The organism is Sphingobium sp., assembly GCF_041987595.1.
Lineage (GTDB): Bacteria > Pseudomonadota > Alphaproteobacteria > Sphingomonadales > Sphingomonadaceae > Sphingobium.
Window position 1 is genome coordinate 18,586 of sequence record NZ_JBHIWJ010000045.1, and the last position, 13,926, is coordinate 32,511.

14 protein-coding genes and 1 pseudogene are annotated in these 13,926 nt (G+C 62.6%); 5 read left to right on the forward strand and 10 right to left on the reverse strand.

Annotated elements, in window-relative coordinates; all coding sequences use genetic code 11:
- Positions 1-14: 14 nt before the first annotated feature.
- Positions 15-833, reverse strand: coding sequence for an ATP-binding protein (locus ACFC3J_RS12930; RefSeq protein WP_375196576.1), 819 nt, complete (start codon positions 831-833; stop codon positions 15-17).
- A gap of 109 nt (positions 834-942) precedes the next feature.
- On the opposite strand from ACFC3J_RS12930, the gene ACFC3J_RS12935 reads away from it, so the two are divergent.
- Entirely contained in the window at positions 943-1,899 is a 957-nt protein-coding gene (locus tag ACFC3J_RS12935; RefSeq protein ID WP_375196577.1) for an L-threonylcarbamoyladenylate synthase, read from the forward strand.
- 37 nt (positions 1,900-1,936) lie between these two features.
- Here the strand turns inward: ACFC3J_RS12935 and ACFC3J_RS12940 are convergent, their stop codons facing one another.
- The 7 genes from ACFC3J_RS12940 to ACFC3J_RS12970 form a co-directional block, all read right to left on the reverse strand.
- On the reverse strand, positions 1,937-2,203 hold the full coding sequence (locus ACFC3J_RS12940; protein WP_375196578.1) for a hypothetical protein: 267 nt from the start codon (positions 2,201-2,203) through the stop codon (positions 1,937-1,939).
- Positions 2,204-2,313: 110 nt separating this feature from the next.
- A complete protein-coding gene (msrA, locus tag ACFC3J_RS12945; protein WP_375196579.1) occupies positions 2,314-2,847 on the reverse strand; it encodes a peptide-methionine (S)-S-oxide reductase MsrA in 534 nt (177 codons plus the stop codon).
- A gap of 42 nt (positions 2,848-2,889) precedes the next feature.
- Positions 2,890-4,608 (reverse strand): long-chain fatty acid--CoA ligase, encoded by a 1,719-nt coding sequence (locus ACFC3J_RS12950; RefSeq protein WP_375196580.1) that lies wholly within the window; start codon positions 4,606-4,608, stop codon positions 2,890-2,892.
- Between the two features lie 148 nt (positions 4,609-4,756).
- Positions 4,757-5,440: a DUF1013 domain-containing protein gene (locus tag ACFC3J_RS12955; protein ID WP_375196589.1), complete on the reverse strand. Its 684-nt coding sequence runs from the start codon at positions 5,438-5,440 to the stop codon at positions 4,757-4,759.
- Between the two features lie 114 nt (positions 5,441-5,554).
- Positions 5,555-6,583, reverse strand: coding sequence for a glycosyltransferase family 4 protein (locus ACFC3J_RS12960; protein ID WP_375196581.1), 1,029 nt, complete (start codon positions 6,581-6,583; stop codon positions 5,555-5,557).
- Between the two features lie 29 nt (positions 6,584-6,612).
- Positions 6,613-7,479, reverse strand: coding sequence for a UDP-2,3-diacylglucosamine diphosphatase (locus tag ACFC3J_RS12965; RefSeq protein ID WP_375196582.1), 867 nt, complete (start codon positions 7,477-7,479; stop codon positions 6,613-6,615).
- A gap of 163 nt (positions 7,480-7,642) precedes the next feature.
- Positions 7,643-8,659 (reverse strand): NAD(P)H-quinone oxidoreductase, encoded by a 1,017-nt coding sequence (locus ACFC3J_RS12970; RefSeq protein WP_375196583.1) that lies wholly within the window; start codon positions 8,657-8,659, stop codon positions 7,643-7,645.
- A gap of 96 nt (positions 8,660-8,755) precedes the next feature.
- On the opposite strand from ACFC3J_RS12970, the gene ACFC3J_RS12975 reads away from it, so the two are divergent.
- From ACFC3J_RS12975 to ACFC3J_RS12985, 3 genes are all read left to right on the forward strand, one after another.
- Positions 8,756-8,953 carry a DUF1192 domain-containing protein gene (locus ACFC3J_RS12975; RefSeq protein ID WP_375196584.1) on the forward strand — a complete coding sequence of 66 codons (198 nt, stop codon included), beginning with the start codon at positions 8,756-8,758 and terminating at the stop codon, positions 8,951-8,953.
- Positions 8,954-9,110: 157 nt separating this feature from the next.
- Positions 9,111-11,429 carry an ATP-dependent Clp protease ATP-binding subunit ClpA gene (gene clpA, locus ACFC3J_RS12980; RefSeq protein WP_375196585.1) on the forward strand — a complete coding sequence of 773 codons (2,319 nt, stop codon included), beginning with the start codon at positions 9,111-9,113 and terminating at the stop codon, positions 11,427-11,429.
- Positions 11,430-11,683: 254 nt separating this feature from the next.
- Entirely contained in the window at positions 11,684-12,313 is a 630-nt protein-coding gene (locus tag ACFC3J_RS12985; protein WP_375196586.1) for a glutathione S-transferase family protein, read from the forward strand.
- 58 nt (positions 12,314-12,371) lie between these two features.
- Here ACFC3J_RS12985 and ACFC3J_RS12990 read toward each other — a convergent pair whose 3' ends face one another.
- Positions 12,372-13,109: a Bax inhibitor-1/YccA family protein gene (locus ACFC3J_RS12990; RefSeq protein WP_375196587.1), complete on the reverse strand. Its 738-nt coding sequence runs from the start codon at positions 13,107-13,109 to the stop codon at positions 12,372-12,374.
- Between the two features lie 170 nt (positions 13,110-13,279).
- Here ACFC3J_RS12990 and thpR point away from each other — a divergent pair, with 170 nt between their 5' ends.
- Positions 13,280-13,813: an RNA 2',3'-cyclic phosphodiesterase gene (gene thpR / locus ACFC3J_RS12995; RefSeq protein ID WP_375196588.1), complete on the forward strand. Its 534-nt coding sequence runs from the start codon at positions 13,280-13,282 to the stop codon at positions 13,811-13,813.
- Positions 13,814-13,854: 41 nt separating this feature from the next.
- Here thpR and ACFC3J_RS13000 read toward each other — a convergent pair.
- Positions 13,855-13,926: pseudogene (locus ACFC3J_RS13000) on the reverse strand (superoxide dismutase family protein); the annotation flags it as partial.

Here is a 13,926-nt window from a genome sequence, read left to right on the forward strand (position 1 = left end):
CCGGTCTTGCGCGTTCAGATCGTCAGGCCGTTCCGCCCGGCCAGCTCAACCACATATTGCCAGGCCACGCGACCCGAACGGCTGCCGCGCTGGGTCGCCCACTGAATCGCGTCGAGCGGCTCGAAGCTCACGCCCAGCTTTGCCGCATAGCCGCTGACGATCGCGACATAGGCGTCCTGATCGATGGCGTGAAAACCGAGGCTCAGGCCGAAGCGGTCCGACAGCGCCATCTTGTCGTCGACCACGTCCCGCGGATTGACGGGGTCGTCCTGCTCCGACAGGTGGCGCGGCACGATATGACGGCGATTGGACGTCACATAGAGGCGGACATTGGCCGGGCGCGCCGCCGTGCCGCCCTGAAGCAGCGAGCGCAGCGAACGGGCGTCGCCCACGCCATTTTCATCGAAACCAAGGTCATCGAGGAACAGGATGAAGGGCCGCTGCGTGTCGCGCAGGATCGCGAAAAGCTGCGGCAGGCTGGCCAGTTCATCGATCGCGCATTGCAGCAGGGCAATGTCCTGCCCTTCCGCCTGCATCTTGCCGACGACCGCCGCGACGACGGCGGACTTGCCCGTGCCGCGTGCGCCCCACAGCAGCACGTCATGCGCGGCATGCCCGGCGGCATGGCGGCGGCTATTGTCCAGCAGAGCCGTCTTCTGCGCATCGATGCCGGTCAGCAGGTCATAGTCCACCGGCGCGAACGCCTCTACCGGCCGGATCGAAGCGCCGTTCCACACATAGGCGGGCGCAGCCGCAAGATCGGCGGAAGAAGCGGGTGGCGGCGCGATCCGTTCCAGCGCTTCGGCGATGCGGGTGAGAAGTGCTTCGTTCATGCGCTCGCGCTTAATCCTGTGACGCGCCGGGGGCAAGCGCGGGGGCCATGTCATTCTTCTGTAGCAATGGCCTTTTACTTGGGCCTTGCGGGGTTTATATCGCGGGGCCGTGACCATCCCAAATCCAGTCTTTTCCACCCGAATTTGCCGCTATGGCAGCGAAGCGTTGCGCGAGGCGGCGCTGCTGATCCGTGCGGGCGAGCCGGTCGCCGTGCCGACGGAGACGGTCTACGGCCTGGCTGCGGACGCGACCGATAGCCATGCAGTGGCGGCGATCTACAACGCGAAGGGACGGCCCAGCTTCAATCCGCTGATCGTGCATGTCTCCGATCAGGAGATGGCGGCGCGGCTGGCGGAATTTTCTCCGGTGGCGAAACAGCTTGCGACGCGCTTCTGGCCGGGCGCCTTGACCCTGGTGCTGCCGGTGCGCTCCGATAGCGGCCTGTCGCCTCTGGTGACGGCGGGACTGCCGACCGTGGCGCTCCGTCTGCCGGCCCATCCGGCGATGCGGGCGCTGATCCGGGAGAGCGGACGGCCGCTGGCAGCGCCTTCCGCCAATCGCAGCGGGGCGATCAGCCCGACGCGCGCCGAACATGTCCTCTCCAGCCTCAACGGCAGGGTCCGCATGATTTTGGACGAAGGGCCAACCAGCGAAGGCGTGGAATCGACCATCGCCGCACCGGAAACGGATCGTATTCGCCTGCTGCGCCCCGGCCCGGTGACGGCCGCGATGCTGGAGGAGGCTACGCACCTGCCGGTCGTGACGGGCGCGGAAAATGCCAGGATCGAGGCGCCGGGACAGATGGAAAGCCATTATGCGCCGTCCAAGCCGGTGCGGCTGAATGCGCTGAAGGCTGAAAAGGACGAATATCTGATCGGCTTCGGGCTGATGCCCTGCCACATGAACCTCAGCCCCGACGCCGATGTGCGGGAGGCGGCGGCCAATCTGTTCGCCGCGCTGCATATCGCGGACGCCAGCGCGGCGGAGCGGATTGCGGTGGCGCCTGTCCCCAATGAAGGGATCGGCGTGGCGATCAACGACCGGCTGCGGCGGGCGGCGGCTTAAAAAAGCGCCACCCTTCTTCCCTTCCGTTGAAGATTGCTCACCCGCAATTATCATAACCCGCCCGGCGGCATTCGCGGCGGCGTTCTTCTTCCTCCTTCTTGCGCTCCCGGGCTTCGCGGGCTTCCTGCTTGCGCATCTTGCGACCGTAATTGCGGTCGGACTCTTCCTGACTGGTCGTCGCCCAGTCGGCCGCCTGCGCGCCGGCGCGGACCGGCATGGTGACGACGTTGGCGGCGGTCCGCACGATGCAGCCCGACAGCGTCAACATCAGCACCGGCCCGGCCAGCAGGATCAGCTTATGCATTCATCACCCCTTATATCGGCCCGCTTCGTCGCACGGCCGGTTTAACCACAGCCTAGGGACGGCGCGCAATCAGGCAAGCCGTTGGCGACGAACGGCGGGCGATGAAGCGATCAAGCGCCGATGCGTTCGGCAAAACCCTTGCGCAGCTTGGCGAGCTTGGGCGGGATCACCGCCATGCAATAGGGGTTCCGGTCCCCTACCCGCTCCCAATATTTCTGATGATAATCCTCCGCCGGATACCAGGGCGCATCGGGTTCGATCGCGGTGACGATCGGACTGGCCTGATCGGACTGGGCGCGGGCGATCCCCGCCCTGGCTTCCGCCTCCTGTTCCGCGGAATGGGGGAAGATGGCCGAGCGATATTGGGTGCCGATGTCGTTGCCCTGACGGTTGAGCGTCGTCGGATCATGGGTGGCGAAGAAAATGTCCAGCAGATCGCCATAGGAGATCAGCGCCGGATCATAGGTAATGCGGATCGCCTCGGCATGACCGGTGGCGCCCGAGCAGACCTGCTCATAGCTCGGGTTGGGCAGCGTTCCGCCGATATAGCCGCTTTCCACGGCCTTCACGCCCTTCAGATTCTGATACACCGCCTCGGTGCACCAGAAGCAGCCGCCAGCGAGGGTTGCGATCTCTTCGGCCATTTTTGCGTCCTTATTCTGCGTTGGCCGCAGAGATAGGAAGGATCAGGCGACCGTTCCAGTCTGCATCGCCCCACGGCTCTTGTCGCCCTCTGCCCTGGCGCGTTCTTCAGCCACCAGTTCCTTGCGCGACAGCTTGCCGACCAGCGTCTTGGGCAGGTTCAGCCGAATCTCCACCTCGCACACCTTCTCATGCTTGCCAAGTTGGGGGTTGAGCCAGTCCATCAACGCTGCGCCCTCAATATCCGCGCCCTCCTGGAGCGTCACGAAGGCCTTGGGACACTCGCCGCGATAATGGTCGGGAATACCGATCACCAGCGCTTCCTTCACCGCCGGATGATGGTAAAGGACCTTCTCGACCTCGCTCGGGAACACCTTGAAACCGCCGACCGCAATCATGTCCTTGAGCCGGTCGACGATCTTCACATAGCCGTCCGCGTCGATCAGCCCGACGTCGCCCGTGCGAAGCCAGCCATCGACGAACACTTCCCTGTCCGCATCGGGACGCTGCCAATAGCCTTTCATGATCTGCGGGCCGGAAAAGACCAGCTCGCCCGGCTCGCCTTCAGGGGCCGGTTTGGTCGGATCCTCGCGGTCGACCAGCCTGACGTGGGTGCCGGGGACGGGCTGGCCGACGGTGCCGGACTTGTTCAGCCCTTCATAGGGATTGGAACAGACGACCGGGCTGCTCTCGGTCAGGCCATAGCCCTCGACCAGCTTGGCGCCGGTCATCGCCTCGAAGCGCTGCTTGACCTCCAGCGGCAGCGGCGCGCCGCCGGAAATGCAGAGGCGCAGCGAGGAGAAATCGATGTTGGGTGTCGCCGGATGATCGAGCAGCGCCTGATACATGGTCGGCACGCCGGGCAGCGAGGTCGCCCTGGTGCGCTGGAGCGCGGCCAGAACCTGCGTACCGTCGAAGCGCGGCAGCATCACCATCTCCCCGCCGTTCAGCACCGTACGGTTGAGGACACAGGTGTTGGCGAAGACATGGAAGAAGGGCAGCACCGCCAATATGCGGTCAGGCGCTTCGGGATGAGGGTCGATCAGGCGGACCTGCCGGGCATTGGCCGTCAGATTCTGATGGGTGAGCATGGCGCCCTTTGGACGCCCGGTGGTGCCGCCGGTATATTGCAGCAGGGCAACCTCGGTTTCCGGATCGATGGCGACCGATGCAGGATCTTCGCCATGGCGCAGCAGGTCGACATAATTGGTGATGCGCGGATCGTGCGGGACGTGCGCGGTCTCATTGCGCTTGAAGATGCGGAAGAGGACCGATTTCGCCGGGGGCAGCACTTCGGCCACGCAGCCGACGACCAGCCGTTCCAGACTGCTGTTGTCCAGCACCTGCAAAGCCGTGGGCAACAGCGCCTTGGCCGACAGGGTGAAGAGGATTTTCGTGCCGCTGTCCTCGACCTGATGCTCCAGTTCGGCAGCGGTGTAGAGGGGGGAGAAATTGACGACCGTGGCGCCCGCCATCATCGCGCCATAATAGCCCGCGACATAATGCGGCACGTTGGGAAGGTAGAGGCCGACCCGGTCGCCCTTCTTCACCCCCAGATCCTGCAATCCCTTGGCCACGCGCCGGATGACATGCAGCATTTCGCCGTAGGTCGTCTTGCGGCCCATGAAGTCGATCATCACCGCATCGGGATTGGCCGTGGCGCTGTCCACCACCATGTCGACCATCGACAGGGGCGGAAAGCTCTGCTCCCAGGATGACGGATGATTGTAGCGGGTTTTCCAGATGTTTTCGCTGCTCTCCATTTACACAGGTGTAAGTTACGCTTTCCCTTTACGCAAGCGTCAACCACGACAAAAAGGGCCGCGCCTTGAGCAAGGCGCGGCCCTTTTGACTGAATGTCCAGCCGTCACTTCGCCCCGTAATTACCGTCGAGCGAAATGACGTTACGGCTTAAACGTGACCCTTATTGTCGCTGAACGGATCGAGGATCTTGGCCGCGTCCGAAATCAGGTTGGATTCCGCCTTCAGCGCCTCTTCCGCGCGGCGGGTGGCGTCCTCGCGCTCCCGGCGCAGTTCGTTGATCAGCGCCTCACGGTCGCCGTCCAGACGCGAATCGGTGGGGGCTTCGATGCCCGCCTTCTTCGCGGCCTTCGACACCAGAGCGTCCAGTTCGCGCTGCGAGCAGAGGCCGAGCGTCACCGGATCCTTGGGCACGATGTTGGAGATGTTCCAGTGGGTGCGGTCGCGGATCGCGGCGATGGTGGTGCGGGTGGTGCCGATCAGCTTGCCGATCGCGCCGTCCGAGATTTCGGGATGGTTGCGCAAAATCCAGGCGATGCCGTCGGGCTTGTCCTGACGCTTGCTGACCGGGGTGTAACGCGGCCCCTTGGTGCGGCGGACCGGCTCCGGACCCTTCAGCATCTTGAGGCGATAATCCGGGTTGCTCTCGCCCTTGTGGATTTCGTCCATCGTGATTTCATGGGCGCGGACCGGATCGCGGCCGGTATATTTGATGCCGGCGGTATCGTCGGCGATCGCCTGCACTTCCAGAATATGCAGCCCGCAAAACTCCGCGATCTGGTCGAAGCTCAGCGCGGTATTGTCGACCAGCCAGCTGGCTGTCGCATGGGGCATGAGAGGCTGGGACACGGGAATTCTCCGGCACTAAAAACAACAAGGGCCGCCCAAGCAGGGCGGCCACGCCCGACCTGAGATAGTGCATCCCGCCCCGCACGGCAAGGAAAAGCGTCAGGCGGCGCTTTCCAGCATTTCTGGGTCGATATTGTGCAGGCCGGTCAGAAATTCCTGCGCGCTGCGTTCCCAGCTGAAGCTCTGGCCATAGGCGGCACAGACTTGCCTGTCGCAGAGAAGCGCGGCGGCGATGGCATCCTCCAGCCGGTCGGACAGGGCGCCCGTTTCGGGGGTCACGATGTCGATCGGACCGGTAACGGGATAGGCGGCGACGGGCGTGCCGCAGGCCAGCGCCTCGATCATGACGAGGCCGAACGTGTCGGTGCGGCTGGGGAAGACGAAGACGTCGGCCCCGGCATAGGCGCCCGCAAGGTCCGCGCCGAACATCGGGCCAAGGAAGCGGGCCTGCGGATAAGCCTTCTCCAGCATGGAGCGGGCCGGGCCGTCGCCGACGACGACCTTGGTGCCGGGATGATCGCTGGAGAGGAAGGCTTCGAGATTTTTCTCGACCGCAACGCGCCCGACATAAAGCTGGATCGGACGCGGCAGACCGGCAAAGGCTGCTGGCGGCGGCACTTGCGGGGTGAAGGCGGCAAGGTCCACCCCCCTGCCCCATGCGCGGACCTGCGCCAGCCCATGGGCGCGCAGTTGCTGCCGCACCGATCCGGTCGATACCAGCACCGCTTCGGCGGGGCCATGGAACCAGCGAATATAGCGCCAGAACCAGGATGCGGGCAGGCCGGTGCGCTGCGCCACATAGTCGGGGAAATGGGTGTGATAGGCGGTGGTGAAACGAATGCCGCTGCGCAGGCACCAGCGCCGCGCGGCCAGACAGAGCGGGCCTTCGGTGGCGAGATGGATCGCATCGGGGCGAAAGGCCGCGATCATCTGACCCACGACGGTCGAGCGGGCAAAGGCCAGCCGGATTTCAGGATAGGTCGGGCAAGGGATAGAGCCGAACAGGTCGGGCGAGATCACCTTCACGGCATGCCCCATATGCTCCAGTTCCGTCTGGATGGTGTGAAGGGTGCGGACGACGCCGTTGACCTGCGGACTCCAGGCGTCGGTGACGATGATTATGCGCATGGGAGATGGGCGCATCGGCTCCACTCCTGTCAGGCCGCGATCCGGGCGGGTTCGTCGGCGGTGCGCCGGGAGATCTCATCGGCCCAGTGCAGTACTTCCATGCGGCCGTCGAAATGCTCGACCAGCGCGGTGCAGCCCTCGACCCAGTCGCCGTCATTATAATAGGCAACGCCCCCGATCTCGCGCATCTCGGCATTGTGGATATGACCGCAGACCACGCCGTCGACGCCGCGCGTCCCGGCCTCATGCGCGACCACTTCCTCGAAGCGGGAGATGAAGGATACGGCGTTCTTGACCTTATGCTTGGCCATTTTGCTGAGCGACCAATAAGGCAGGCCCATGCGCTGGCGCACCCCGTTCACCACGACGTTGAGGCGCATGAGCATGGTGTAGGCAGCGTCGCCGACAAAGGCGAGCCAGCGATGGGCCAGCATGATCGTGTCGAACTCGTCGCCATGCAGCACCAGCAGCTTGCGGCCATCGGCGGTCTCATGGATGGCCTTGCGCCGGATTTCCACGCCACCGAAGCTCATGCCGGTGAACTGGCGGAACATCTCGTCATGATTGCCGGGGATATAGACGACGCGAGTGCCGCGCTTGGCGCGCTTCATTACGCGCCATACGACATCATTGTGGGCGGCGGGCCAGTAGAAGCGCTTCTTGAGCCGCCAGCCGTCGATGATGTCGCCCACCAGATACATGATGTCGCTGTCGACGCTGTCGAGGAAGTCTATCAGCATCTTCGCATTGCAGCCGCGCGTGCCGAGATGGATGTCCGAAATCCAGATGGTGCGATAGCGGCGACGCTTTCCCTCCCGTTCGGGGATGGTGAACCTGTCGTCGGCGGCAGCGTCACCCATGTCTGCCAGGAACGGCAAGCGTGTGATGGCGTTCATGATGCGACCCCTGAGCTGTTTCCCTCAGGAGCGAATCCTTAGCGCCGCTATGTTACAACTCCGCGCCGAATATGACCGAAATGCTACGGTTTCAGCCAGATCCCGTCATTTCAGGGAAAGCTGGAATGAGGATTCAGGAGCGGCATATCCGACCTCCACCCCATCAAACCGTCAGGACAATCTTTCCGAAATGATCGCCCGCATCCATGCGCGCGTGGGCCTTGGCCGCCTCTGCCAGCGGAAAACGGCTATCCATTGCGGGCCGCAGCTTGCCCTGCTCGACGAAGGTCCAGACGACCCGCATCAACTCATCGGCGACCAGGCTCTTGAAGGCCACCGAGCGCGGCCGCAGCGTCGACCCGGTGAGGGTCAGCCGCTTGCTCATGATCGCGGGCAGGAAGACCGTCGCCGTCGGCCCGCTCATCACCGCGATCGACACATGACGGCCGTCCTCGGCCAGGCATTCGATATTGCGCGGCACATAATCGCCGCCGACCATGTCGAGCACCGCCTGCACTCCCTGTCCGCCGGTGATGCGCTTCACTTCCTCGACAAAATCCTGCGTGCGATAGTTGATCGCATGATCTACGCCCCAGGCTTTGGCCTGTTCGCATTTCGCTTCGCTGCCGCAGGTGACGATCGTGGTGATGTCAAACAGCTTGCAGAGCGCAATCGCCATGGTCCCGATGCCGCTCGTCCCGCCATGGACCAGCACGGCGTCCCCCTCCACGACATAGGCGCGCTCGAACAGGTTGCTCCACACGGTGAACAGCGTCTCCGGCAGGGCGGCCGCTTCGACCAGATCATAGTCATCCGGCACGGGCAGACACTGTCCGGCGGGTGCCACCGCATATTCGGCATATCCGCCACCCGGCAGCAGCGCGCAGACACGTTGGCCCACCAGCAGATCGGCGCTCCCGCCAGCCGCCACGATCACGCCTGAAACCTCCAGCCCCGGAACGTCCGAAGCCCCCGGCGGCGGCGGATATTTGCCCTGCCGCTGCATCACGTCGGGGCGATTGACGCCCGCAGCGGCCACCTTGATCAGCACTTCATCGGCGCCGGGAACAGGTACGGGCCGCCGCCCGGGGACCAAAGCATCAGGGCCACCCGGCACCGGGATGCCGATCGCAAGCATTTCTTTTGGCACTTCGCCCGGAATTGCGTTCTCGTCCACCATGGCCGCCCCGCCCGATTATGTTGCACCGCACCTAAATCGACGGGCGGAATGAAGGCCTTATTGACAGACTGATCCGCAGGGTCAACATTGCACGTCATGGACATGGATGAAGATCTGCCACGCAAGGCTGATGATCCGCTGGCCCAACTGCTCCGACAGGATCTGGGCCCACTTTCCGTGGCCGATCTGGAGGCGCGCATCCTCGCGCTGGAGGGTGAAATCACCCGAACCCGATCAAAGATTGAAAGCGCCTTTAACCACAAAGCAAGCGCAGAGGCGTTATTCAAGCGATGAACCCGCGCCCCGCCCTTTGCGACTCCAGGAGGAGTTTCACCGGGCGCGGGCAGTCTGGCAATTCCGGCGGTCAGGATGTCCATCTTGATCCGTCGTCGAGCAATGCCGACATATGGTTCAAGACAGCCCCTCATTGGGGGTCAGGAGTATAAAAGACATGCCATCTTTCGCGCCCGCCCTTGAAACCACCCTGCATAATGCGCTGACGCACGCATCGGAGCGCCGTCACGAATATGCGACGCTGGAGCATCTGCTGTTTGCGCTCATCGACGATGAACATGCGTCGAAGGTGATGCAGGCCTGCGGCGTGGAGCTTGGCGAACTATCCGATGCGGTGACGCAATATCTCGATACCGAGCTTGACAGCCTAAAGGTGGAAGGGGCCAGCGACCCCTCCCCCACCAGCGGTTTCCAGCGCGTCGTCCAGCGCGCGATCCTGCACGTCCAGTCTTCGGGCAAGGATGAAGTGACGGGAGCCAACGTCCTCGTCGCCCTTTTCTCCGAACGGGAAAGCTACGCGGTCTATTTCCTCCAGCAGCAGGATATGAGCCGCCTCGATGCCGTCAGCTACATCAGCCACGGTGTCGGCAAGGGCACGGCCGCCCCTGAGCAGCGCGAAACCAAGGGCGCTCAGGAAGAGGAAAAGAAAGCGCAGGACAGCAAGGGCAAGAAGGACAGTGCCTTGGAGCAGTTCACCGTCAACCTCAACGAGAAGGCGGCGCGGGGCAAGGTTGACCCGCTGATCGGTCGCGCTTCCGAAGTCGACCGGACCATCCAGATCCTGTGCCGGCGGTCTAAGAACAACCCGCTCTATGTGGGCGATCCGGGCGTCGGCAAGACCGCCATCGCGGAAGGTCTGGCGCGCAAGATCGTTGAGGGCGAGGTTCCCGATGTTCTCAAGGAAGCGGTGATCTACTCGCTCGACATGGGCGCGCTTCTGGCCGGCACCCGTTATCGCGGCGATTTCGAGGAACGCTTGAAGGCAGTCGTCACCGAACTTGAAAAGATGCCGCACGCGGTTCTCTTCATCGACGAAATCCATACGGTGATCGGCGCAGGCGCGACCAGCGGCGGCGCGATGGACGCGTCCAACCTGCTGAAGCCTGCTCTTTCGGGCGGGACGATCCGTTGCATCGGTTCGACCACCTACAAGGAGTTCCGCAACCACTTCGAAAAGGACCGTGCCTTGCTGCGCCGGTTCCAGAAGATCGACGTCAACGAGCCGACGGTCGAAGATACGATCAAGATCCTCGCCGGGCTCCGCAGCGCCTTTGAGGAGCATCACAACGTCAAATATACTCCCGACGCGATCAAGGCAGCGGTGGAGTTGTCGGCACGCTACATCAACGATCGGAAGCTGCCTGACAAGGCGATCGACGTGATCGACGAGGTCGGCGCGATGCAGATGCTGGTCGTGCCCAGCAAGCGCAAGAAGACGATCACACCCAGGGAGATCGAGCAGGTCATCGCGACCATGGCTCGCATTCCTCCCAAGACCGTATCGGCTGACGACAAGTCGGTACTGGAAACGCTCGAAACCGATCTGAAGCGGGTCGTCTTCGGCCAGAACCGGGCGATCGAGGTGCTGTCTTCCGCGATCAAGCTGTCACGCGCAGGCCTGCGCGATCCGGACAAGCCGATCGGCAATTATCTTTTCTCCGGTCCCACCGGCGTCGGAAAGACGGAGGTTGCGCGTCAACTCGCCCATCTGCTCGGCATCCCGCTTCAGCGTTTCGACATGTCGGAATATATGGAGCGGCACTCGGTCAGCCGCCTGATCGGCGCGCCTCCAGGCTATGTCGGCTATGATCAGGGCGGCCTGCTGACCGATGCGGTCGACCAGAATCCGCACAGCGTGCTGCTGCTGGACGAGATCGAGAAGGCCCATCCCGACCTGTTCAACATATTGTTGCAGGTGATGGACAATGGCCGCCTGACCGATCACCACGGCAAGACGGTGGATTTCCGCAACACCATCCTCATCATGACCACCAATGCCGGTGCGTCGGACATGGCGAAGGAAAGCATCGGCTTCGGTGAATTGACCCGCGAGGATGCGCAGGAGGACGCAGTGAGGAAGCTCTTCACTCCGGAATTCCGCAACCGCCTCGATGCCATCGTTCCTTTCGGCTATCTGCCGCCGGAGATCGTGGCCCGTGTTGTCGACAAGTTCATCCTCCAGCTCGAACTCCAGTTGGCGGATCGGGACGTTCACATCACGTTGGAAGACGACGCCAAGGCTTGGCTCACCAAGAAGGGCTATGACAAGCTCTACGGCGCACGTCCGATGGGCCGCCTGATGCAGGAAAAGATCAAACAGCCGCTGGCCGAAGAACTGCTGTTCGGTAAGCTCGTCCATGGCGGCGAGGTCCAGGTTCGGCTGAAGGACGACGCCCTCGCCTTCGAAATCATCCCGGCCGCCCCCAAAAAGGGCAAGAAGGGTGGGAAGGCCAAGCCTGCAGAATCGGCGAAGTAAAAACCCGCATCGCGGAATGAAGAAGGGCGGCCTGACAGGTCGCCCTTTTTACGTTGAAGGCATCGACGGACGCGACTTTCGAACCATTTCTAAATCTACGCCGCCGCCTGTCGGCAGTGGGTCCGTCGAAGCTCCATGCGGCTCGGCATTTCTGTGGAGATTCGAAACCGGCGATATGAACCTGCCGATTGAACCCTCGCATTGAATGCCCGCTTGCGGCACCATCCGGCCGTCGTCCGCAGGAGAGCTATGCCATGCCTCACAAGATCAACTTCTACACCAACCCCATGTCACGCGGCCAGATCGCCCGCTGGATGCTGGAGGAAGTCGGACAGCCTTATGAGATGGTCGTGCTCGATTATGAAGGCGCCATGAAATCAGCCGATTATCTGGCGATCAACCCGATGGGCAAGGTGCCGGCCATCGTGCATGGCGGAAAGGTGGTGACGGAATGTGCCGCCATCTGCGCCTATCTCGCCGACGCCTTTCCAGCGGCCGGGCTTGCCCCCGCCCCCGACAAGCGCGCCGATTATTATCGCTGGCTCTTCTTCGCCGCCGGCCCGGTCGAGGCCGCCGTCACCAACAGGGCGCTGGGTTTCACCGTTCCAGAAGGCCGGGAGCGGATGGCGGGCTATGGCACATTTGAACAGGCGATCGATGCGCTGGCCCAAGCGGTGGATGGCCCCGCCTGGATTTGCGGCGATCAGTTCACCGCCGCCGATGTTTATGTGGGTTCGCAGATCGACTGGGGTCTCAGCTTCGGCACGATCCCCAGCCGCCCCGGCTTCGAAGCCTATGCCGCCCGCCTGCGCGCGCGCCCGGCTTATCAGCGACAGAAGGAACTGGACGGCGCGTTGATCGCGAAAATGCAGCCATCCGCATGACACGAAAAGGCCCGGCGGATCGCTCTGCCGGGCCTTGATTTCAGGTCGGAAAACCGGCTCAGTTGCGTTGGTTACCCATGAAGCGCAGCAGGAACAGAAACATGTTGATGAAGTCGAGGTAAAGGGTCAGCGCCCCCATTACGACCGACTTGCCGACCATATCCGTGCCAGCAATCTGCGCGTAGACGCTCTTGATCTTCTGCGTGTCATAAGCGGTCAGTCCCGCGAACAACAGGACGCCGATGAAGCTGATCACCATGTCCATTGCGCTCGAACGCAGGAAGAGGTTGATCAACATGGCGACCAGCAGGCCGACGACCCCCATGATCAGAAATGTGCCAAAGCCCGACAGGTTGCGCTTCGTCGTGTAGCCCCAGAGGCTAAGGCCCGCAAAAGCGGCTGAAGTCGCAAAGAAAGTCTGGGCGACCGAAGTACCGGTATAGACCAGCAGGATCGACGAGAGCGACAATCCCATCACAGCGGCATAAGCCCAATAGAGTCCTTGCGCGGCAACGGTCGACAGGCGGCCGATGCCGAAGCTCAGCACCATGACGAAAATCAGCGGCGCAAACATGATGACATATTTCAGGATGCCGGGGCCTGCCAGCACCTGATAGGCGAACCCGCTCGACGCGAACAGCATGGCGACCAAGCCGGTCAAGAGCACGCCGCTCGCCATATAATTATAAACCGACAACATGTAGCTGCGCAGACCGGCGTCGAACGCCTCCCCGCGCGCGACGGTCGTGCCGCCAAAACCCGCAATGTCGGAACGCGGATCGGACCAATTGGCCATGGGATAATCTCCTTCGCTGGCATTATTTGGGCCAGCATCCTCATTATCGGTCTATCCGGCGATCAATTCAAGCAAAGAGCTTGGGCCGTCGTGCGCAAATGTCGCAACCGCTCCGGATTTAAATGGTCACGCCAACCTGACTCATCAGGCGAAGCGGTTTATAGAAAGACATGCCCCGCCTTTTCGTCGCCATTCGTCCCCCAGCCGAAATCCGCCGGACTTTGCTTGACTTGATGGGCGGGATTCCCGGCGCGCGGTGGCAGGATGATGAACGACTTCACATCACCCTGCGCTTTGTCGGCGAAGTGGATCGGCATTGCGCCGCCGACCTCACCGCCGCATTGAGCGAGATTCATTTCCAACCGTTCGAAATTGCTTTGACCGGGCTGGGGCAATTCGACCGCAGAGGCCGCATCGACACGCTCTGGAGCGGCGTCCAGCCCCGGCATCAGCTAAGCCAACTGCATAAGCGGATAGACCGGGCCTGCACAAGCGTTGGCCTTCGTCCGTACGAACGCGCCTATCTTCCCCATATCACCATCGCCCGTTTCGGACGCGCCGCCGGCTCAATGGAGGACTTCATCGCCGTGCATGGCGGCTTCACGAGCACCGTGTTTACGGTGGACAGCTTCGCCCTGTTCGAAAGTCATCTCGGCCATGAAGGCGCCACCTATCATATCGTCGAACGATATCGCGCAGCCTGACGCGGAAGCGAAAAGCCGGCCCGATCAGTTCATCGGGACGATCATCCCGCCGACAACACACCGCATGCCACCCGGCCTCCCGCATTTCCTGCAGGGTCGCTCTTATTGTCATC